Genomic DNA, 21,097 nt, shown 5'->3' with positions numbered 1-21,097 from the left:
GAGGGCGAACACGCCATGGCAAAGGACCTTGAAGGCCTTGCACAGGCTCCAGGAGCACTGCCGGTCGTCGGGCATTTGTTTCCGCTGCTCCGTGACCCGCTACGTTTCCTGAAAACCCTTCCCGCCCACGGTGATTTGGTCCAGATACGGTTAGGTCCGCAGAAGGCCGTTGTGGCCTGCCGGCCCGAGCTGGTCCAGGAGGTTCTCCTCCATGACCGCCTGTACGACAAGGGCGGACCCATCATCGAACGGATCGGGAATGCGCTTGGGAACGGTCTTGCTTCGTGTCCCCACAGCGTCCATCGACGACAGCGACGGAGCTTGCAACCGGCCTTTTCTCGCACTTGCCTGCGTGAATATGCCGCCATCATGACCCAGCAAATCGACACGCTCGCGATCGGCTGGAGTGACGGACAGGATTTCGACGTAGCCGAGCAGATGTACACTTTCGCGAGTGACACCATTGCTCAGACACTGTTTACGGCTGAATCCGCAGGACCGGCCGTGGACACCGTCAAGGAATGTCTGCCGGATATCTTTCGAGGTATCTACCAGCAAGCTGTCTTCCCACCTTGGCTCAGCCGTCTACCGATACCCCCGAACTTGCGCTACGAGCGGGCTCGTAATCGCGCGTGGGCCGAGGTCAGCAAGACCATCAGCATGTACCGACAGGACGACGAGTCCCACGGCGATGTCCTGTCGATGCTCCTCAAAACGCAGGACGACGCGGGAGAACTCCTCGGTGACGCCGAGATCCACGCCCAGATCATGACCCTGCTCGTCGCTGGCATCGAATCCACCGCGGTGGCACTCACCTGGGCGCTGCATCTCCTGTGCCAGAACCCCGATGTCCAAGAGCGACTGCGCACCGAGACGGTGAAGGTTCTCGGCACCCGAACCGCCACTTGGGACGATCTTCCCCGGCTCGACCTGGCACGCCGGGTCATCACCGAGACGCTGCGCCTCTACCCTCCCGGATGGATCCTGACCCGGACGACCACCACGGAAGCCCGGCTGGCGGACGCCGTGATCCCCGCCGGGACCACCCTCATCTACAGCCCGTACCTCATCCATCATGATGCGCGATTCAATCCGCGCCCCGACTGCTTCGATCCCGACCGGTGGCTTCCGGATCAGCACCACATGCGCGGCACTTTCATCCCGTTCGGCGGAGGTGCGCGCAAGTGCATCGGCGACAACTATGCGATGACCTTGGCGACCCTCGCCCTGTCCACGATCGTGGCCCAATGGCGGTTCTCGAGTGCCGACGATCAACTGCCGCATGTCGAACCCCGGATGACCCTGACCCCGCACGGGGTCCGGGCCCGAGTGGAATGTCTTCAGGGAATCCGGACCGGCAGCACAGCCACCGTGTGAGGCGGTTCTCGACCCGTCAGGCCCACCGGCAGCTCTGCCGGTGGGCCTGAGCGGTCCTGTGCGGTGCGGTCATGAACGGTCGGTGACTCGGCGGCCCGTCAGCCGGTACAGCACCCCGACCCCCACCGTGCCCCCCAAGAACAAAACCGTGAACCACTGGAAGTACCAGTGCCCACCCGCCGGGTCGTACACCGCGGCCCGCGGCCACGCCAGGTTGACGGTCATGACCAGGCCGTAGAGCAGCGCCAGGGCGTTGACCGGCACCCCCCACCTGCCGAGCGAGAACAGCCGGGCGCCCGTCTCGTCCGTGCCGTCCGTCGTGAACTCGCCGCGCAGGCGGCGGATCAGCAGTGGTCCCGTGACCATCGCGTACGCCAGGTACAGCATCACGATGCAGGTGGTGCCGATGGCGAGGAAGGCGTCGGGGGAGGCGAAGTTGAGGAGGAGCAGGGCTGCCGCCAGGACGCCTACGACGATGGCCGGGGCGCTTGGCATGCCCGTGCGGGGGTTGACCTTGGACAGGCGGGCGGAGAACGGGAGTTGGCCGTCGCGGGCCATGGAGAAGAGCATGCGGCAGGCCGCCGTCTGGATGGCCAGGGTCGCCACCGCGATCGCCACCACCACGTCGGCCAGCAGGGCCTTGCCGACGCCGTCGCCGAGGCGGCTCGTCAGGACGTAGCTGAGGCCGTCGACGCCCAGGTGGCCGTCGGTCAGGCTGGGCGCGGCGAGCAGGCCGCCGAGGATGATGAGGCCGCCGAGCAGGCCTGCCGCGCCGAGCGCGGTGAGGATCGTACGGGGCGCGGTGCGGCGGGGGTTGTGGGTCTCCTCGCTCATCTCGCCCGCGCTGTCGAAGCCGATCATCACGTAGGCCGCCGTGAACGAGCCGACCAGCAGCGCGCCGAGCAGACCGCCCTCCAGGCTGCCGCCGGTGTGGAAGGTGATGCTGGGGGTGCGCTTCGAGTGGGTGAGCAGGAGGACGACGATCAGGATCGCGCCGATGATCTCCGCCGTCACTCCGACCCGGTTGATCACCGACATCACGCGGTTGTCGAGGATGTTCACCAGAGTGGTCAGGATCAGCAGGATCACGCCCAGGACCGCCGCGTTGGCCGCGCCGTCCGGTGAGGTGGGGGCGGGATCGCCGCCCACCAGTTGGAAGCCGGACCAGATCGCCGGCAGCACCATCTGGAGCGCGAGCGCCGCCGCTGCTACGACCACGATCTGGCCGATCACCATGATCCAGCCGGCGAACCAGCCGAAGGTCGCGTTGGAGAGGCGCGACGACCACTGGTAGATCGCGCCCGAGATCGGGTAGCGCGCGGCCAGTTCCGCGAAGCAGGCGGCGACCAGGAGTTGTCCGGCCAGCACGATCGGCCAGGCCCAGAAGAAGACCGGGCCGCCGAACGCGTAGCCGAAGGCGAAGAACTGGAAGACGGTCGTCAGTACGGAGATGAAGGAGAACCCGGCCGCGAACGACGCGTACCGGCCGAGGCTGCGATGCAGTTCCTGGCGGTAGCCGAACTCGGCGAGGGAGCCGTCGTCGGGAGAGTGGGGCGGATCGGGGCGTACGTCGGAGGGGGTGGTTGTGGCCACGGCGGCACCTGCCTTCGGCGCGAATTCCTGTCGGGTGACAGAAATTAGGGACGGCCTGTTTCGGACGCGTCACGCGGCCGTGTCGAAGGCGGGCCCAAGTCCTCACGCTCTTGCCCTCGGTGCAAAATCGCGATACATCGTGTATTGACGTTCCGTGGCGACTCGCGATATGTTCGATCACGAGTATTCGGATACGAGGCGTGCCCGAGGGAAGGCTGGGAGGTGGTGGTCCCGTGGCTGCGAAGCGTCGCAAGCTCAGCAACCCGCTGGCACTCGCCGTGCTGGTGACCCTCTGTCAGGGCCCCATGCATCCGTACGAGATCGCCCAGACCCTGCGCCGCCAGGGCAAGGACACCAGCACGAAGATCAACTACGGCTCGCTCTATACGGTCGTGCAGAACCTGGAGAAGCACGGCTTCGTCGAGGTCGCCGACATAGAGCGCAAGGGCAACCGCCCCGAGCGCACGGTCTACGGCCTGACCGGCGCCGGGCGCGAGGAGATGACCGAGTGGCTGTCGGAGCTGCTGGCCCGCCCGGTCAAGGAGTTCCCCATCTTCGAGACGGCCCTCTCGCTGCTGGGCGCCCTGCACCCCGACGAGGCGGTGACGCTGCTGGAGGAGCGGGTGAAGAACCTGGAGGTGCAGGCGGCCGGCGAGCGCGGAGCGCTGGAGAAGCTCTACGAGTCGGTGCCCCGCCTCTTCCTCGTCGAGGTCGAGTACCAGCTGCACATGACCGAGGCGCAGACCGAGTGGGTCCGCGGCCTGCTGAAGGAGCTCAGAGAGGGCTCCATGCTCGGCGTCGAAGGCTGGCGCCACTTCCACGAAACGGGGGAGCAGCCACCGGAGTTCACCTAGCGAAGACTGACCCCGACCGGGCTGTTGCAGCAGCCCTGCCGGGGTCACGAACCCCGAGACCGACCCGCCGTGCGGCAAGCCAGGCAATCGAGGTGCGGCACACCCAGGATAGCCCGGCGCTCTGCACGCGGATCAGTCGTGACCTTTCACCACTCACATCCGCTCATTCATGGAGAGCTGTCATGGGCAGTACCCGTGCGCCCGCAGTAGCGGCACACCAACTGATCAAGACCTATCCCGGCGACGTCACCGCCCTCAACGGCATGGACGTCACCGTCGAACCCGGCACCGTCTTCGGCCTCCTCGGGCCGAACGGCGCCGGCAAGTCCACCACCGTCAAGATCCTCACCACCCTGGCCCGCCCCGACTCCGGCACGGCCACCGTCGCGGGACACGACGTGCTGCGCCACCCGGACCGGGTGCGCCGCGCGATCGGCGTGGTCGCCCAGAACTCGGGCGCCGACCCGACGGCGACCGGCCGCGAGAACCTCCAACTCCAGGGCAGGCTCTACGGCTTGAGGGGCGCCGCCCTCGCGCGGCGGGTGGACGAACTCCTCGACCGCTTCACCCTCGCGGATGCCGCCGGGCGCCCGGTCAAGGGCTACTCCGGCGGAATGCGTCGCCGACTGGACGTGGCACTCGGCCTGGTGCACCGGCCCGAGGTGCTCTTCCTCGACGAGCCCACCACCGGCCTCGACCCCGAGGCCCGCACCGCGATGTGGGACGAGATCGGCCGGCTCGCCGGGGAGGAGGGGCTGACCATCCTGCTCACCACGCACTATCTCGAAGAGGCCGACCGGCTTGCCGAGCGCATCGCGATCGTCGACCGCGGCCGGGTCGTCGTCGAGGGCACCCCCGACTCCCTCAAGGGCGAACTCCGGGGCGACGCCGTCCACTTGGAGCTGCGCGAAGCGGTCGGCGACGCCGGTCGTACGCTGCTCAGGAGCGCCCTCGTCGGACTGCCCGGCGTCCACGAGGTACTGGTCGACGGACGCCGGGTCAGTGCCCGCGCCGACGACGGAGCGGCCGCGATGCCCGTCCTGCTGGCGGCGTTCGAGCGCGTCGGCGTCGGGGTCGCCGCCGCGACCGTCGCCCGCCCCTCGCTCGACGACGTCTACCTCCGCTACGCCGGCCGCCGCTACTCCGAGGCCGACGCGGACAGCGCCGAGCAGCCTGCCCTCGCCGCCGTCGCCGGAGGTGCGCGATGAGCACCGCCGTCTCCCAGACCTGGTACATGACGCAGCGCCAACTCAGGGTGTTCGCACGACAGCCCGCCTTCGCGGTCATCACCCTCATCCAGCCGGTGATCTGGCTGTTCCTCTTCGGCAACCTCTTCAAGAAGGTCGTCGAACTCGGCGGCTTCGGCACCACCTCGTACCTGGACTACCTCGTCCCCGGTGTGGTCGTGATGAGCGCGCTCAGCTCCAACATGTGGGCGGGCATGGGCACATTGGAGGAGATCCAGCGCGGCACCCTCAACCGCTTCCTGACCACACCGGTCAGCCGGGCCGCGCTGATGAACGGAAATGTCGTCAACAACGGCCTGGTGACCGCGTTCCAGTCGGTGGTCATCGTGCTGCTCGGACTGCTCGGCGGCGCCGACTACCCGGGCGGCGTCGGCGGCATCGCGATCCTGGTCATCGCCTCGGTGCTGCTCGGCACGATATTCGGGGCGCTCTCCAACGCCCTCGGGATGCTGGTGCAGGAGCGGGAGTCCATCATCGGCATCAACACCTTCCTGCTGCTGCCGCTGACCTTCCTGTCCAGCGCCTTCATGGCGCCCTCGCAGATGCCCTCGTGGATGCGGCACATAGCCGACTTCAACCCGCTCAACTGGGCGATGGTGGCCGGCCGTTCGGCGATGTCCGAGCACCCCGACTGGGGTGACGTGCTCAGCCGGGGCGGCGCGCTGCTGGGCTTGGCGGTCGTGGCGGTGTGGCTGTCGATACGTACGTTCAGGTCGTACCAACGGTCGGTGTAGAGCCCCGGAAGGGAGCGCCCCGAAGGGGCGCTCCTGAAGGGGCGCGGGGTTGTGTCTCTATGCGGCTCCGCCGCGTGGGCGCGACCAGCCACGACGGCGCCGCACACGCCAACGATCCGTCGTGGCACCCCCAGCGCGCGCCTACGCGGCCGCGCTGGCCCCCGTCACACCTTCCTGCTCCGCCTCGATCTTCGCGTTCCACTCCCGCTTGGAGGCCTGCCAGCCGTCCTCGTTGTGGCCGAGCCGCCAGTAGCCGGAGATCGACAGGTCCTCGCGCGGGATCGCCGACTCGACCCGCAGCAGGGCCCGCAGGTCCTTCACGAAGGCCGCCTCGCCGTGCACGAACGCGTGCACGCGGCCCTCCGGGAACTCCAGGGCCCGTACGGCCTCGACGAGTGCCTCGCCGACGGGGCGGTCCCCGCGGTGCAGCCAGACGACCTCGATGTCCGAGTCGATCTTCTGCTCCTCCTCGGGCCCGGAGATCTCCACGAAGGCGTGTGCCGTAGCGCCCTCGGGCAGCGACTCCAGCGCCCGGGCGATCGCGGGCAGCGCGCTCTCGTCCCCGGCGAGCAGATGCCAGTCGGCGTCGGTGTCGGGGGCGTAGGCGCCGCCGGGGCCCATGAAGTGGACGGTCTCACCGGGCTGGACGCGGGTGGCCCACGGGCCGGCGAGGCCCTCGTCGCCGTGGATCACGAAGTCCAGGGTGAGTTCGAGGTGTTCGGGGTCCCAGGCGCGCACGGTGTAGGTCCGGGTCACCGGCCACTGCTCGCGCGGGAACTCCGCGCGGATGCGCTCCACGTCGAAGGGCTCGGGGTAGGTCGCGCCCCCGGCCGGGAACAGCAGCTTCACGTAGTGGTCGGTGCAACTGTCCGCGGAGAAGTCGGCCAGACCCTCGCCACCGAGCACCACGCGCTGCATGTGGGGGGTCAGCCGTTCGGTGCGGACGACCTGCGCGGAGTGGGGCTTACGCGGCTTCCGTGCCGGACGTTCTGCCATGACGGCCTCCCGAATTCCCATGCTTAGGCTTACCTAAGTTAGCACTACATTCTCTGTGAAAGGCAAGAAAGAGAGGGCAAGAACATTGCTTACGCGCCCAGCGTGGTCAGCAGTCGCTGCAATGATCCGCCCAGTCCCCAGCGTTCCGCCAGTGCGCCCACCAGCTCCGGATCACGCGGAGCGCGCGGCAGTGTGGGGTCGACATCGGGCAGCGGTACGTCGTCCGCGACCCGTACGACCTTGGGCGCGACCGCGACATACGGTCGTGCCTCGTCGAGGCGCTTGCGCTGCGAAGGGGTGAGCTTGGACTTCGGGTCGTCGATCGCCGCCATGATCCCGGCGACGTCACCGAACTCGGCGAGGAGCTTGGCCGCCGTCTTCTCACCGATCCCGGGCACCCCCGGCAGACCGTCGCTGGGGTCGCCGCGCAGCAGCGCCAGATCCACGTAACCGCGGCCGTCGACACCGTACTTCTCGCGCAGGAACGCCTCGTCGGTGAGCTGGAGCGAGCCGACGCCCTTGATCGGATACAGGACGCGGACGCCACGGGCGTCGTCGACGAGCTGGTACAGGTCGCGGTCGCCGGTGACGATGTCGACCGGACCCTTGGCGTGCGCGGTGAACGTGCCGATCACGTCGTCCGCCTCGTACGGTTCGACGCCCACGCGCGCGATGCCGACCGCGTCGAGGACGGCCTCGATGATCGGCACCTGCGGGGAGAGGGTGTCCGGCACCTCCTCCTCGTCCGGGCCGCTCTCGCGCACCTCGGCGACGCGGTGCGCCTTGTAGGTGGGGATCAGGTCGACCCGCCACTGGGGCCGCCAGTCCGCGTCCATGCAGGCGACCAGCTGGTCGGGGCGGTGGTCCTTGACCAGGCGGTCGATGAATTCGAGCAGCCCGCGCACGGCGTTCACCGGCGTTCCGTCCGGTGCCTTCACGGACTCCGGGACGCCGAAGTAGGCGCGGAAGTAGAGCGAGGCGGTGTCGAGGAGCATCAGTCGTCCGGTCACGTCACGCATCATGCCGCACGACGGCGCGAGGACCACCTCCCCGTTTCCCCCGGAGGGGCGAAGGCGGCTGGTGGGTGAGCTGGGCCACTCCTGTGTTTGCGCCCGGAAAGCAGGGGCAGGCGCGGCTTCGGAGCGCTGCCGGTTGAGTATTCAACCGCTACGGCCCTCGGGCCCGATGCCTCCGCGTCCTGACCCCGAACGAGAGGTACGCGTGTCAGCCAGGCTAGAAGCCGAACATCTGTACAAGGTGTTCGGCAGACGACCCGACCAGGCAGTCGAACGGCTCCGAGCAGGAGCCGAGCGGGAGGAACTGCGCGCCGACGGCACCACCGCAGCCGTGATCGACGCCTCCTTCTCCGTCGCACCGGGCCAGATCTTCGTCGTCATGGGCCTGTCCGGCTCCGGCAAGTCCACGCTCCTGCGCATGCTCAACGGACTCCTTGAGCCCACCGCGGGCCGCGTCCTCTTCGACGGCCAGGACCTCACCGCGCTCACCGACCGCGAACTGCGCCTGGTCCGCGCCCACAAAATCAGCATGGTCTTCCAGCACTTCGCGCTCTTCCCGCACCGCAGCGTCCGCGAGAACGCGGCCTACGGCCTGGAAGTCCAGGGCGTGCCCCGTGCCGAGCGCGAAGCCCGCGCAGGCGAGGCCCTCGCCCTGTGCGGCCTGGCCGGCTGGGAGGACTCCTGGCCCGACGAGCTGTCCGGCGGAATGCAGCAACGCGTGGGCCTGGCCCGGGCGTTGGCCACCGACGCCGACCTGCTCCTCATGGACGAGTCCTTCAGCGCGCTCGACCCGCTGATCCGACGGGACATGCAGGACCAGCTCCTGGAACTGCAGAAGTCGTTGAAGAAGACGATCGTCTTCATCACCCACGACCTCAACGAGGCCATGCGCCTCGGCGACCGTATCGCCGTCATGCGCGACGGCCGCATCGTCCAGACCGGCACCGCCGAGGACATCCTGCTGCGCCCCGCCAACGACTACGTCGCCTCCTTCATCCAGGACGTCGACCGCTCCCGCGTGCTGACCGCGAGCTCCGTCATGGACACCGGCGTCGACGGCCACGAGGCCGACTGCGACTGCGAGACCGCCACGCCGGACACCCCCTTCACCGACCTGTGCGCCCTCAGCGCCCGTCTCACCCACCCGGTCGCGGTGCTCGACGCGGCCGACGAGGTCGTAGGAGTCGTAGCGCAGGAACGGCTGGTCGCGTTCATGGGCGGGGAATCCGCCACCGAGCCCGAGCAGGTGACCGCCGGTGCCTAGGCTTCCGCTCGGTGACTGGGTCGACTCCGGTGTCGACTGGCTGGTCGCCCACATGTCCTGGCTCTTCGACGCGATCAAGACGGTCGTCGAGGGCATGTACGACGGTGTCAACGCGGTCCTCACCGCGCCCGAACCCCTGCTCCTCGCGGGCATCCTGGCGGTGCTCGCCTGGTGGCTGCGCGGACTGGTCGCGGGGGTGCTGGCCTTCGCCGGGTTCCTGCTGATCGACTCGCTCGACCTGTGGGACCGGTCCATGTCGACGCTGGCCCTGGTGCTGGTGGCGACCGTCATCGCCCTGGTGATCTCGATCCCGCTGGGCATCTGGGCGGCCCGCTCCACCACCGTCAGCGCGGTCGTCCGGCCCGCGCTCGACCTGCTCCAGACGATGCCGTCGATGGTGCTGCTGATCCCGGCGATCCTCTTCTTCGGGCTCGGCACCTCCGCCGGCGTCATCGCCACCCTGATCTTCGCGCTCGCCCCCGGCGTCCGCATGACCGAGCTGGGCATCCGGCAGGTCGACGCCGAACTCGTGGAGGCGGCCGATGCGTTCGGAACCTCACCGCGCGACACCCTCCTGCGCGTCCAGCTGCCCCTGGCCCTTCCGACGATCATGGCGGGCGTCAACCAGGTCATCATGCTGGGCCTGTCGATGGTCGTCATCGCCGGCATGGTCGGCACCGGCGGCCTCGGCGGCGCCGTCAACGAGGCCATCGGCCAGCTCGACATCGGCTTCGGCTTCGAGGCGGGCGTCGGCATCGTCGTCCTCGCCATCTACCTCGACCGGATGACCGGCGCGCTCGGCACCCAGATCTCCCCGCTCGGCCGCAGGGCCGCCGCCAAGGCCCGCGCGACGGAGAGCGTCAAGCCCTGGAACCACCGCCCCCGCCCCGCGTTCGCCGTGATCGGCGTGGTCGTCCTCGCCCTGGTGGCAGGCGGCCTGGGCGTCTTCGGCTCCTCCTCCGGCACGAAGGCGACCTCCGCGACGGACGTCGGCAAGGGCAAGGAGATCACCATCGGCTACATCCCCTGGGACGAGGGCATCGCCTCCACCTTCCTCTGGAAGGAGATCCTGGAGGAGCGCGGCTACAAGGTCACGACCACCCAGTACGCGGCCGGCCCCCTCTACACCGGCGTCGCCACCGGCCAGGTCGACTTCCAGACCGACGCCTGGCTGCCCACCACGCACGCCGAGTACTGGAAGAAGTACGGCAAGCAGCTCGACGACCTCGGCAGCTGGTACGGCTCCACGTCCCTGGAGCTGACCGTCCCGTCGTATGTGAAGGACGTCAACACGCTCGCCGACCTCAAGACCCACGCCTCCGAGTTCGGCGGCAAGATCACCGGCATCGAACCGAGCGCCGGAATGATGGGCCTCCTGAAGACCAAGGTCCTCAAGGAGTACGGCCTCCAGGGCTCCTACGACGTCGTCGACGGCTCGACCCCGGCGATGCTGGCCGAGCTGAAGCGCGCGTATGCCAAGAAGCAGCCGATCGTCGTCACGCTCTGGTCGCCGCACTGGGCGTACAGCGACTACAAGCTGAAGAAGCTCACCGACCCCAAGGACGCCTGGGGCAAGGGCGACGGTGTGCACACCGTGTCCCGCAAGGGCTTCGCCGCCGACAACCCCGACGTCGGGAAGTGGCTGAGGGACTTCCGGATGACCGAGGCGCAGCTCACCGGTCTGGAGGCGCAGATCCAGAAGTCCGGCAAGGGCCAGGAGCAGTCCGCCGTCCGCACCTGGCTGAAGCAGCACCCGGGCCTCGTCGACCAGTGGGCCCCGGTCGCGAAGAACCAGAAGAGCCAGGCGGCCGGATGACCTGACAGTCCCAGCCGCCGCCCCGGAGGTGGGCTCCGCCGCACGTTCCCCCCTTCGTGCGGCGGGGCCCACCTTTCTCGGTGCCCCTGTCCGGCACGAAAAGGATTCGGCCAACCACATAGCGCTACGAAACCGCGCAATCGGGCCCCTGATGTGAGCGGGAACACAGGCGACTGCGTACGCATTGAAGAGTAGAGACGAAGTCTCGCGCCGATCGAGGGGTGGCGGGACCTCGCGCACTGGCCAGAACTGTGAAGTCCGATCGCACGCTGTGTGACGTGGATGTGACAGGCGCATGAAACGGTTTGCCGAACATGCGTAGGGTGCAGAGAAGTCATCAGAGGCCGTTTCAGAACCGGCCGCGGGCCGACGAGCGAAGGAGGGAGCCGGAGCGATGGGCGACCACAAAGAACAGCCCCTTCGGGTGGGTGCGGCCGTACGGCGGCGGCGCCGCGCGCTGGACCTGACGCTCGCCGTCGTGGCCGAGCGCAGCGGTCTGTCGGTGCCCTTCCTGAGCCAGGTCGAGAACGACCGGGCCCGCCCCAGCCGCAGTTCCCTGGAGAAGGTGGCCGACGCCCTGCGCACCACGGCCGTCGAACTCCTCGCCGCCGCCGACCCCGCGTGCAGCGTCGACGTCGTACGCGCAGAGGAACCCGAGTCGGCGGCGCCCCGGATGCGTTCGCTGGTGCGGGGTCATCACCAGCTGCACGCCTCGGAGTTCACCGGCGACCATGACGCGGGACGCGAATTCCAGCACCGCAACGACGAGTTGATGTATGTCGCGGACGGCGCCGTCGAGATCGAGGCGGAGGGGCGCGCGTACCGACTCGTGCGCGGCGACACGATGTACCTGACCGGCGGGGTACGCCACCGCTGGCGTGCGACCGTGCCGGACACCCGGGTCGTGGTGGTCGCGGTGGCCGAGCACATCGAGGCCGTCCAGGACCGCCCGCGCTGATGCGCGTCGTCTCGCTCGTGCCGTCCCTCACGGAGGCAATAGCCGTATCGCTGCCGGGAGTTCTGGTCGGCGCGACCGACTGGTGCAGCCACCCGGCCGGCCTGGACGTCACCCGTGTCGGCGGCACCAAGAACCCGAAGCTCGACCCGATCCTCGCCCTCGCGCCCGACCTGGTGGTCGCCAACGAGGAGGAGAACCGCGAGCCGGACCTGACGGCCTTGCGGGAGGCGGGTGTTGAGGTCCTGGTCACCGAAGTGCGGGACGTCCCACAGGCGTTCGGCGAACTGGACCGGGTCCTCGACGCCTGCGGAGCGCCCGTACGACCGCGCTGGCTGGACGCGGCCGAGCGGGCATGGGCCGAACTCCCGCTCCCCGAAAGCCGGTTGACCGCCGTCGTCCCCGTCTGGCGCCGCCCCTGGATGGTGCTCGGCCGGGACACCTTCGCGGGCGATGTCCTGTCCCGCCTCGGAGTCGACCACGTTCATGCGGCGCACGCCGAGCGCTACCCGCGTGCCACGATCGCCGAACTGCGGGCGGCGGCAAGGGACTTGGTGGTACTCCCGGACGAGCCGTACCGCTTCACGGCCGACGACGGCCCCGAGTCCTTCCCCGGCCTGCCCTGTGCGCTCGTCAGTGGCCGGCACCTGACGTGGTACGGGCCGTCACTGGCCGAAGCGCCACGGGTGCTGGGCGAGGCGCTGCGAGCAGCTCGCCGCTGACCAGGCCCCGGGCCGTGTGCACGGCGGCGGTGACCCAGGCGGCCACGAGCACGCCGTACAGGACGAACGCGAGCCCGTCGTAGCCGGCGAGGCCGGTGTGCCGGGCCAGGGACTCGGCGCCGGTGACACAGGTGCCGACCGGGAAGGTGAACGCCCACCAGGTCCGCGAAGCCCATGCCCCGGCGCCGGGCGCGGACCACATGTGCGGTGGCGAGGGCGAACCAGAGCAGCGCGAAGCCCATGACGGGGACGCCGTAGAGAACGGCGAGGAGGCCGAAGGCCTGGGCGGTGGCGGCCGGTACGACGCCGGGGGCGAAGTCCGCGAACTTGCCTACGGCGGTGGTCGATTGACCGAGCGGGCCGAGCACCAGGAACAGTGTCGGGGTGAGTGCGAGGGGCAGCGGTCCGCCGGTGACGAGTCGGGCGAAGACCAGCGGGAGCATCAGGAGCGTGGCCAGCAGACTCAGCCCGAACAGCGCGAAGCACGCGAGGAGGAGGGTCTCCCGGAGCTGCCCGGCCGGCAGGTGGGGCACGAGGAGCGGCCCGAGGGCGGCGGACACCATGGGCGCGACGACGGGCAGCAGCCACACGGGGGAAGCCTCGGACAGGTGCACACGCTGTCGTACGGCCATCAGGTACGGGACGGCTACGGCGGCCACCAGCCCTACGACCGTACCGGCGCCGAACAGCACGGCGTCGAGGACGACCGCCGCCCGCAGCCCGATCCAGTCCTGCCCGACGACCAGCGCACCGCCGCCCACCGCCAGCAGGGCCATCGCGAGACAGCCGTAGAACGGGGCCGTCGCCGGGTCGCGGAGATGGGCGCGGGCCCGGTCGCGGTGGTGGGTCCAGTGCAGGGTGCGGGTGGTGAGCAGGGCCAGGAGCAGGGCGAGGGAGAGGGCCCAGACGGTGGTGCAGGCCGTGCGCAGTCCCGGGAGGTGACCGGGGAGCCCGGCGCCGGCCGTGGCGACGATGGCGGTGCCCATGACGGACGCGTACCAGTTGGGTCCGAGGTGACGAACTGCGGTGACCATGTGTCCAGCGTCTCGCCGGCTGAGACGGGCGACCAGGGAGTATGTGTCTATGGGGACATAAACTGGATTTATGAGCAGTGACGAGACGGACGGCGGGCGGGAAGGGTCGATAGCGCACCGGGTGCCGGATCTGGGCGCGCTGGAACTGCTGCTGGCGGTGGCCCGGCTCGGCAGCCTCGGCGGCGCGGCACGCGAACTGGGCATCACCCAGCCGGCGGCCAGCAGCCGGATCCGCTCGATGGAACGGCAGCTCGGCGTGGCCCTGGTGGACCGCTCACCCCGCGGCTCACGTCTGACCGACGCGGGGGCCCTGGTCACGGACTGGGCCCGCCGGGTCGTCGAGGCCGCCGCCGCGTTCGACGCGGGTGCCCAGGCGCTACGGCACCGGCGCGACTCCCGGCTCCGGGTCGCGGCGAGCATGACCATCGCGGAGTACCTGCTTCCCGGCTGGCTCCTGGCCCTGCGCTCCCAACGCCCCGACACGGCGGTGTCGTTGCTGGCCGGCAACTCCACGACGGTCGCGGAACAGCTCCTCGCCGACGAGGCGGACCTGGGCTTCGTGGAGGGCCTGTCGGTCCCGCCCGGCCTCGACTCCACGGTGATCGCCCACGACCACCTGATCGTCGTGACGGCCCCGACCCACCCCTGGGCCCGCCGTCGACGACCCGTCCCCGCAACGGAGTTGGCGTCCACACCGCTGATCCTCCGGGAAAAGGGCTCGGGCACCCGCCAGGTCCTCGACGCGGCCCTGGGCGGCCTGGCCCGCCCTCTCATCGAGCTGTCCTCCACTACGGCGGTCAAGGCATCGGCGGTGAGCGGAGCGGGCCCGGCTGTCCTGAGCGAACTCGCAGTGGGCGAGGAACTGTCGACGCGCCGCCTGGTCCGCATCCCGGTCGAGGGACTCACCCTGGCCCGAGACCTGAGAGCGGTCTGGCCAACGGGCCACAGACCGACAGGCCCGGCGCGGGAGCTGCTGTCCCTGACCCGGGGTTAGCGCCCCGCCTGGGGGCCCGCCCCCAGACCCCCGACCTATGCCCACCCACCACCCGACTCGGTGGGTCGAGAAGTGCGCCAGCCCGGCTCGGTGGGGGTGAGGGGTTGGCGGCCTTGGCTCGGTGGGGTGAGGGGGTGCGCGGCCTCGGCTCGGTGGGGCGAGCTGTGCGCCACCCGGCGCGGTGGTGCGAGGGGTGTGCGGCCCCGGTTCGGTGGGGTGATCTGTGCGGCCCCTGCCCGGCGGGGTGAGCTGTGCGCCGCCCCGGCCCGGAGCGTCGGCGCCCGGGAGGATAACCCTTGGCGCGCGCCGTCATCGCTCCCTCACCATGACCGGCATGTCCCTTCCCGTCGCCCCGCCCGCCACCAGCGTCCGTACCCCATGGGAAGACCTCCCAGCCCATGTCCGCGATGCCGTCGCGCGGTTGCTCGGTTCGCCTGTGACGCGTGCTGTCACTCAGGTCGGCGGATTCTCGCCGGGTACCGCCGCTCGGGTGCGGACCGTCGACGGCACTCGCGCCTTCGTGAAGGCGGTCAGTGCCGAGGCCAACCCGCACAGCCCGGAGTTGCATCGCGCCGAGGCCCGTAACGCTGCGGCCCTCCCGGTCGGGGTTCCTGCTCCTCGTCTTCTCGGCAGCCACGACGACGGCACCTGGGTTGTGCTGGTCTTCGAGGAGGTGGTGGGGCGGCAGCCTCATGTCCCGTGGCGGGACGGTGAGTTGGCGCGGGTGCTGCTTGCCGTGGAGCAACTCGGGCGTGCTCTCACGCCGTCTCCCGTTGCCGCCTCGCCCGTGGCGGAGAGCCTCGCGGACGCCTTTGACGGCTGGCGGCGTCTGCTCGACGGTGCGGTGGTGGGGGACGTCACCGGACGGCTCGACCCCTGGACGGTCGCGCATCTCGCCGAGCTCGCCCAACTCGCCGCCCCCTGGGCCGAGTCCGCCGCCGGCGACACCCTCGCGCACGCCGATCTGCGTGCCGACAACATGCTGCTCACGGACGACGGCGGGGTCGTCTTCGTCGACTGGCCGCACGCCGTCCTTGCCGCCCCCTGGTTCGACCTGCTGGTCATGTTGCCGTGTGTGCGGGCCCAAGGCGGCCCGGATCCCGAGGAGTTGTTCAGCGGGCATCCCCTTGCGGAGGGTGCCTATCCGTCCGGTGTCACCGCCACCCTGGCGGGGCTCGCCGCGTTCTTTGTCGAGCACTCGCTCCTGCCCCCCGCCGCCGGGCCTGCCCACCCTGCGCGCCTTCCAGCGGGCGCAGGGCGACGCGGCCCTCGCCTGGCTCAGGACGCGGTGGGAGACGGCGCCGTCGCAGTAGCGACTGTGGCCGCTGACACCAGAGCCCGCATCACGCGTAGATCCTCGCCCATCTCGGGGTGCCATTGGACGCCCAACACCCAGTCGGCGGACGGGAGTTCGACCGCCTCCACGGTGCCGTCCTCGGCCCAGGCCGAGACCACGAGGCCCGCGCCCAGGCGGTCCACGGCCTGGTGGTGGAACGTCGGGACCGAGGTCTCCTCCGGTACCGCCGCCGCGTACAGCGTTCCCGGTACCGGCTTGACCGGGTGGCGGCCGAAGACTCCCGGTGTCTCCGCGTGGCCGTCGATGTGCTGGACGAGGGTGCCGCCCACGGCGACGTTCAGGAGCTGCATGCCCCGGCAGATGCCAAGCAGGGGCAGCCCCGCCGCCAACGCGGCCTCGATCAGGGCGAGTTCCCAGGCGTCGCGGGCGAGAGCGGGAGGGCCGGTGCGGGGGTCGCGCTCGGCGCCGTAGCGGACCGGCTCGACGTCGGGACCGCCCGCGATCACCAGGCCGTCGAGGCGGGCCACGGTCGCCGCCGCGTGCTCGGGGGCGTCCGGCGGCAGCATCGCGGCGAGACCGCCCGCCCGTTGGACCAGGCGCGGGTAGCCGGCCGGCAGCAGCGCGGCCTCCAGCTCCCAGGCGCCCCAGCGCGCCCCCGCCTCCAGATACGTACTGATGCCGATCAGCGGCCTGCCCGCCATGCTTTCCTCCGACCGCCAAGCGACGTGAATGGACTCGACGGGGACCATTAGACAACCCCACCCGTCACGCGAGGAAGCCCCGCAGGAGAGCCGCCGTCCCGGCGCAGTGCTCCCGCATCATCTCCCGCGCCCCGTCCGCGTCCCCGTCCAGCACCGCCTCCACCAGCGCGATGTGCTGCCGCTGCGAGTGCTCCAGGTTGCGGACCAGGAGGGGGATGCAGTCGAGCAGGTCGTTGACCGTGGCCCGTACCGCCGCGTACTGCGCGGTCAGTGTCGGCGAACCGCACAGCTCGGCCAGGGTGAGGTGGAGCAGGGTGTCCAGGCGGCGGTAGTCGGCGAGCGGGGCGTCGTGCGTGCGGGCGAGGGCGTCCCGCAGCCGCCCGGCCTGCTCGGCGGTCAGTCCGTGCGTCGCGCACAGACCCGTCGCACCGACCTCCAGTACCTCCCGGAACCGCAGCACGTCCTCGATGTCGACCGCGCTGATCCGCCGCCGCAGCTCGTCCTCGCCGCCGGCGTCCGACTTCGGCAGCACGAACGTCCCGCCGTAGCGTCCGCGCCGTGACTCCACGAGCCCCTGGTCCTGCAGTACCTTCAGAACCTCGCGCAGGGTCACCCGGCTGATCCCCAGCCGCTCGGCCAGCTCCCGCTCGGCCGGCAACCGTTCGCCCCCCGGCACCAGCCCAAGCCGCACGACCTGCAGAATCTGTTCCAGTGCCTCTTCGAAGCCGTTGCCCGCCCGCACCGGCCGCAGCACCGGGGTCAACCGGTCCTCTACGCCGTCCTCCGCATCCAGCGACATATGGCGGCACCCCCTTCCCAAGCAATGGTTCTCCGCAATACCTTATGGCTTCCGGCCCGGCCGGAAAAAGCGCGCAGAAGCCGAAGGAGCTTTCCCGTGGCAGACCGCACACCCCCGCTGAGCGTCGAGGAGCTGCACGCCCTCGTCGCCAGTGGCGAGATCGACACTGTCGTCCTGGCCTTCCCCGATATGCAAGGCCGGCTCCAGGGCAAGCGGTTCGCCGCCCGTTTCTTCCTCGACGACGTGCTCCGACACGGCACCGAGGGCTGCAACTACCTCCTCGCCGTCGACACCGAGATGAACACGGTCGACGGCTACGCGATGTCCTCCTGGGAGCGCGGTTACGGCGACTTCGCCATGCACCCGGACCTTTCCACCCTCCGTCGTGTGCCCTGGAACGCGGGCACCGCCATGCTCATCGCCGACCTCGCCTGGAACGACGGATCGCCGGTGGTCGCCGCACCCCGCCAGATCCTGCGCCGCCAGCTGGAGCGCCTCGCCGAGCACGGTTTCACCGCGCAGGTCGGTACGGAGCTGGAGTTCATCGTGTTCAAGGACACGTACGAACAGGCCTGGGACGCCAACTACAGAGGCCTCACCCCGGCCAACCAGTACAACATCGACTACTCGGTGCTGGGGACGGGGCGCATCGAGCCGCTGCTCCGCCGTATCCGCAACGAAATGGCGGCCGCGGGCCTGACCGTGGAGTCCGCCAAGGGCGAGTGCAACCCCGGCCAGCACGAGATCGCCTTCCGCTACGACGACGCCCTCGTCACCTGCGACCAGCACGCGATCTACAAGACCGGCGCCAAGGAGATCGCGTCCCAGGAAGGCGTCTCGCTCACCTTCATGGCGAAGTACAACGAGCGCGAGGGCAACTCCTGCCACATCCACCTCTCACTGGGAGACGGCAAGGGCGGCAACGCCATGGCCGGGGACGGCGAGGGCGGCATGTCGGAGGTCATGCGGTACTTCCTCGCGGGCCAACTCGCCGCGCTCCGCGACTTCTCGCTGCTCTACGCCCCGAACATCAACTCCTACAAGCGGTTCCAGCCGGGCTCGTTCGCGCCGACCGCCGTCGCCTGGGGCTACGACAACCGCACCTGCGCGCTGCGGGTCGTCGGCCACGGCCGCTCCATGCGCTTCGAGAACCGGCTGCCGGGCGGAGACGTCAATCCGCACCTCGCGGTGGCGGGGCTGGTCGCGGCCGGGCTCTACGGCATCGAGCAGAAGCTGGAGCTGCCGGAGGCCTGTGCGGGCAACGCCTACAGCGGCGACTACGCGCACGTGCCCACCAACCTCCGCGAGGCCGCCGAGCTGTGGGAGAACAGCCCGATCGCCAAGGCCGCCTTCGGGGACGAGGTCGTCGCGCACTACCGCAACATGGCGCGCGTCGAACTGGAGGCCTTCGACGCCGCCGTCACCGACTGGGAGCTGCGCCGCTCCTTCGAACGCCTGTGAGGACCCCGACCCCTCTGCCTGCCGACGAACGCCTGTGAGGACCCCCTTGCCTGCCGAGCACCCGCTGCACGTACTGAACCCCGCCACCGAGGAGGTCATCGCCACCGTCCCGGCCGCCACCGCGGCCGACGTGGACGCCGCCGTCGTACGCGCCACCCGGGCCCAGGCGAAATGGGCCGCGCTCCCGCCCGCCGACCGGGCCCGGCTGCTGCGCCGCTTCGCGACCGCGGTCGACGAACACCTCGAAGAACTCGCCCAGTTGGAGGTGCGCGAGGCCGGGCACACGGTCGGCAACGCCCGCTGGGAGGCCGGCAACGTCCGTGATCTGCTCGACTACGCGGCCGGGGGAGTGGAGCGGCTGACCGGCCGTCAGATCCCGGTCGCGGGCGGCCTTGACGTCACGATCCTCGAACCGCTGGGCGTGGTGGGCGTGATCGCGCCCTGGAACTTCCCGATGCCGATCGCCGCCTGGGGCACCGCCCCGGCGCTCGCGGCGGGCAACGCGGTCATCCTCAAGCCGGCCGAGACGACCCCGCTCACCGCGCTCCGGCTGGCCGAACTCGCCCTGGAGGCAGGCCTTCCCGAGGGGTTGTTCCAGGTACTTCCCGGCCACGGCCCGGTCGCGGGCACCGCGCTCGTCGAGCATCCCGGTGTCGCGAAGATCGTGTTCACGGGATCAACGGCCGTAGGCAAACAGGTGTTGGCGAAGGGGTCCGAACTCCTCAAGCGCGTCACCCTCGAACTCGGCGGCAAGAGCCCCAACATCGTCTTCGCCGACGCCGACATCGAGGCAGCCGCAGCGGCGGCCCCCATGTCCTTCCTCGACAACTCCGGCCAGGACTGCTGCGCCCGCACCCGCATCCTCGTCCAACGCGGCGTCTTCGACCGGTTCCTGGACCTCCTGGCCCCCGCGATCGAGGCGGTCAGGGTCGGCGACCCGGCCGACGAGAAGACGGACATGGGCCCGCTGATCTCCAAGGTCCAGCTGGAGCGCGTCCGTTCGTACGTCACGGACGACCTCGACGGCATCCGGGGCAAGGCTCCCGAGGGCCCCGGCTTCTGGTTCCCGCCCACCGTCGTCACCGGCGTCGACCCGCACGCACGCGTGGCCGTCGAGGAGGTCTTCGGCCCGGTCGCCGTAGTGCTCCCCTTCGACGACGAGGCGGAGGCGATCGGCCTCGCCAACGCCACCGACTACGGCCTCTCCGGCTCCATCTGGACCCGCGACGTCGGCCGCGCCCTGCGCGTCTCGAAGGCCGTCCGGGCCGGCAACCTGTCCGTCAACTCCCATTCCAGCGTCCGCTATTGGACCCCCTTCGGCGGCTTCAAGCAGTCGGGGATCGGCCGTGAACTCGGCCCGGACGCGCTCACCGCCTTCACCGAAACCAAGAACGTCTTCATCAGCGACGTCTCCACCACCAGCGTCTCGACCAGCACGGAGGGCCCCGCACAGTGACCTCAGAGATTGTTTGCCGGCGACTCGTCGGCCGTACCGCCGTCATCACCGGAGCCGGCAGCGGCATCGGCCTCGCCACCGCGCGGCGGCTCGCCTCCGAGGGGGCCAACGTCGTCTGCGGCGACATCGACGAGACCCACGGCAAGGCGGCGGCCGACGAGGTCGGCGGGCTCTTCGTGAAGGTCGACGTCACCGACCCCGAGCAGGTCGAGGCGCTCTTCAAGGCCGCCTTCGACACCTACGGCAGCGTCGACATCGCCTTCAACAACGCGGGCATCTCGCCGCCCGACGACGACTCCATCCTCGACACCGGCCTGGAGGCCTGGAAGCGCGTCCAGGACGTCAACCTCACCTCCGTGTACCTGTGTTGCAAGGCCGCCATCCCCTACATGCGCCGCCAGGGCAGGGGCTCCATCATCAACACGGCGTCCTTCGTGGCCAGGATGGGCGCGGCGACCTCCCAGATCTCCTACACCGCCTCCAAGGGCGGAGTGCTGGCCATGTCCCGTGAACTGGGCGTGCAGTTCGCCCGCGAGGGCATCCGCGTGAACGCCCTCTGCCCGGGACCGGTCAACACCCCACTCCTGCAAGAGCTGTTCGCCAAGGACCCGGAGCGGGCCGCTCGCCGCCTGGTCCACATCCCGGTCGGCCGCTTCGCGGAGGCGACCGAGATCGCCGCCGCCGTCGCGTTCCTGGCGAGCGACGACTCGTCGTTCGTCAACGCCGCCGACTTCCTGGTCGACGGCGGCATCTCGGGGGCGTACGTCACCCCCATGTAGGA

General features: G+C 70.1%; 17 protein-coding genes and 2 pseudogenes. 13 read left to right on the top strand and 6 right to left on the bottom strand.

Annotated elements, in window-relative coordinates; translation table 11 throughout:
* Positions 1-15: 15 nt before the first annotated feature.
* Positions 16-1,377 (top strand): cytochrome P450, encoded by a 1,362-nt coding sequence (locus ACWDEW_RS36255; RefSeq protein ID WP_450518675.1) that lies wholly within the window; start codon positions 16-18, stop codon positions 1,375-1,377.
* Between the two features lie 69 nt (positions 1,378-1,446).
* On the opposite strand, the gene ACWDEW_RS36250 is transcribed toward ACWDEW_RS36255, so the two are convergent.
* Positions 1,447-2,970, bottom strand: coding sequence for an amino acid permease (locus tag ACWDEW_RS36250; protein WP_450518674.1), 1,524 nt, complete (start codon positions 2,968-2,970; stop codon positions 1,447-1,449).
* 233 nt (positions 2,971-3,203) lie between these two features.
* On the opposite strand from ACWDEW_RS36250, the gene ACWDEW_RS36245 reads away from it, so the two are divergent.
* From ACWDEW_RS36245 to ACWDEW_RS36235, 3 genes are all read left to right on the top strand, one after another.
* The gene (locus ACWDEW_RS36245) at positions 3,204-3,824 is read left to right on the top strand and encodes a PadR family transcriptional regulator (protein WP_235029231.1); all 621 of its coding nucleotides are present in this window, start codon (positions 3,204-3,206) and stop codon (positions 3,822-3,824) included.
* 182 nt (positions 3,825-4,006) lie between these two features.
* Positions 4,007-5,032, top strand: coding sequence for an ATP-binding cassette domain-containing protein (locus ACWDEW_RS36240; protein ID WP_450518671.1), 1,026 nt, complete (start codon positions 4,007-4,009; stop codon positions 5,030-5,032).
* Entirely contained in the window at positions 5,029-5,805 is a 777-nt protein-coding gene (locus tag ACWDEW_RS36235; protein ID WP_450518669.1) for an ABC transporter permease, read from the top strand. Before ACWDEW_RS36240 ends, ACWDEW_RS36235 begins: the two co-directional genes overlap by 4 nt.
* A 141-nt stretch (positions 5,806-5,946) precedes the next feature.
* Here ACWDEW_RS36235 and ACWDEW_RS36230 read toward each other — a convergent pair whose 3' ends face one another.
* Together ACWDEW_RS36230 and ACWDEW_RS36225 are read right to left on the bottom strand one after the other, a co-directional pair.
* Positions 5,947-6,801 (bottom strand): siderophore-interacting protein, encoded by an 855-nt coding sequence (locus ACWDEW_RS36230; protein ID WP_450518667.1) that lies wholly within the window; start codon positions 6,799-6,801, stop codon positions 5,947-5,949.
* An 89-nt stretch (positions 6,802-6,890) separates the two neighbouring features.
* Positions 6,891-7,820 carry a 5'-3' exonuclease gene (locus ACWDEW_RS36225; protein WP_450518717.1) on the bottom strand — a complete coding sequence of 310 codons (930 nt, stop codon included), beginning with the start codon at positions 7,818-7,820 and terminating at the stop codon, positions 6,891-6,893.
* A 202-nt stretch (positions 7,821-8,022) separates the two neighbouring features.
* Between ACWDEW_RS36225 and ACWDEW_RS36220 the strand changes: the two genes are divergently transcribed.
* From ACWDEW_RS36220 to ACWDEW_RS36205, 4 genes are all read left to right on the top strand, one after another.
* Positions 8,023-9,081 (top strand): quaternary amine ABC transporter ATP-binding protein, encoded by a 1,059-nt coding sequence (locus ACWDEW_RS36220; protein WP_450518665.1) that lies wholly within the window; start codon positions 8,023-8,025, stop codon positions 9,079-9,081.
* The gene (locus tag ACWDEW_RS36215) at positions 9,074-10,897 is read left to right on the top strand and encodes an ABC transporter permease/substrate binding protein (protein WP_450518663.1); all 1,824 of its coding nucleotides are present in this window, start codon (positions 9,074-9,076) and stop codon (positions 10,895-10,897) included. Before ACWDEW_RS36220 ends, ACWDEW_RS36215 begins: the two co-directional genes overlap by 8 nt.
* 394 nt (positions 10,898-11,291) lie before the next feature.
* The gene (locus ACWDEW_RS36210; protein ID WP_019066149.1) at positions 11,292-11,855 is read left to right on the top strand and encodes a helix-turn-helix domain-containing protein; all 564 of its coding nucleotides are present in this window, start codon (positions 11,292-11,294) and stop codon (positions 11,853-11,855) included.
* Positions 11,855-12,574, top strand: a complete 720-nt coding sequence (locus ACWDEW_RS36205; RefSeq protein ID WP_450518661.1) for a helical backbone metal receptor — start codon at positions 11,855-11,857, stop codon at positions 12,572-12,574. Before ACWDEW_RS36210 ends, ACWDEW_RS36205 begins: the two co-directional genes overlap by 1 nt.
* On the opposite strand, the pseudogene ACWDEW_RS36200 reads toward ACWDEW_RS36205, so the two are convergent.
* Positions 12,486-13,608 (bottom strand): annotated as a pseudogene (locus tag ACWDEW_RS36200) (TDT family transporter). The gene ACWDEW_RS36205 and the pseudogene ACWDEW_RS36200 overlap by 89 nt on opposite strands.
* Before the next feature lie 70 nt (positions 13,609-13,678).
* Here ACWDEW_RS36200 and ACWDEW_RS36195 point away from each other — a divergent pair.
* The gene (locus tag ACWDEW_RS36195) at positions 13,679-14,602 is read left to right on the top strand and encodes a LysR family transcriptional regulator (protein ID WP_450518659.1); all 924 of its coding nucleotides are present in this window, start codon (positions 13,679-13,681) and stop codon (positions 14,600-14,602) included.
* 334 nt (positions 14,603-14,936) lie between these two features.
* Positions 14,937-15,915 (top strand): annotated as a pseudogene (locus tag ACWDEW_RS36190) (phosphotransferase family protein).
* Here ACWDEW_RS36190 and ACWDEW_RS36185 read toward each other — a convergent pair.
* A complete protein-coding gene (locus tag ACWDEW_RS36185; RefSeq protein WP_450518657.1) occupies positions 15,881-16,600 on the bottom strand; it encodes a gamma-glutamyl-gamma-aminobutyrate hydrolase family protein in 720 nt (239 codons plus the stop codon). The pseudogene ACWDEW_RS36190 and the gene ACWDEW_RS36185 sit on opposite strands and share 35 nt — an antisense overlap.
* Before the next feature lie 64 nt (positions 16,601-16,664).
* Entirely contained in the window at positions 16,665-17,399 is a 735-nt protein-coding gene (locus tag ACWDEW_RS36180; protein ID WP_362972172.1) for a FadR/GntR family transcriptional regulator, read from the bottom strand.
* Positions 17,400-17,495: 96 nt separating this feature from the next.
* On the opposite strand from ACWDEW_RS36180, the gene ACWDEW_RS36175 reads away from it, so the two are divergent.
* The 3 genes from ACWDEW_RS36175 to ACWDEW_RS36165 are packed head-to-tail and all read left to right on the top strand — an operon-like array spanning position 17,496 to position 21,095.
* A complete protein-coding gene (locus ACWDEW_RS36175; RefSeq protein ID WP_450518655.1) occupies positions 17,496-18,860 on the top strand; it encodes a glutamine synthetase family protein in 1,365 nt (454 codons plus the stop codon).
* Positions 18,861-18,906: 46 nt separating this feature from the next.
* Entirely contained in the window at positions 18,907-20,316 is a 1,410-nt protein-coding gene (locus ACWDEW_RS36170; protein ID WP_450518653.1) for an aldehyde dehydrogenase family protein, read from the top strand.
* Entirely contained in the window at positions 20,313-21,095 is a 783-nt protein-coding gene (locus ACWDEW_RS36165) for a 3-oxoacyl-ACP reductase (protein ID WP_381245938.1), read from the top strand. Before ACWDEW_RS36170 ends, ACWDEW_RS36165 begins: the two co-directional genes overlap by 4 nt.
* The last annotated feature ends 2 nt before the right edge of the window (positions 21,096-21,097 follow it).

Source organism: Streptomyces sp. NPDC001100 (genome assembly GCF_053598575.1).
This window is presented reverse-complemented; position numbering and strand designations above follow the sequence as displayed.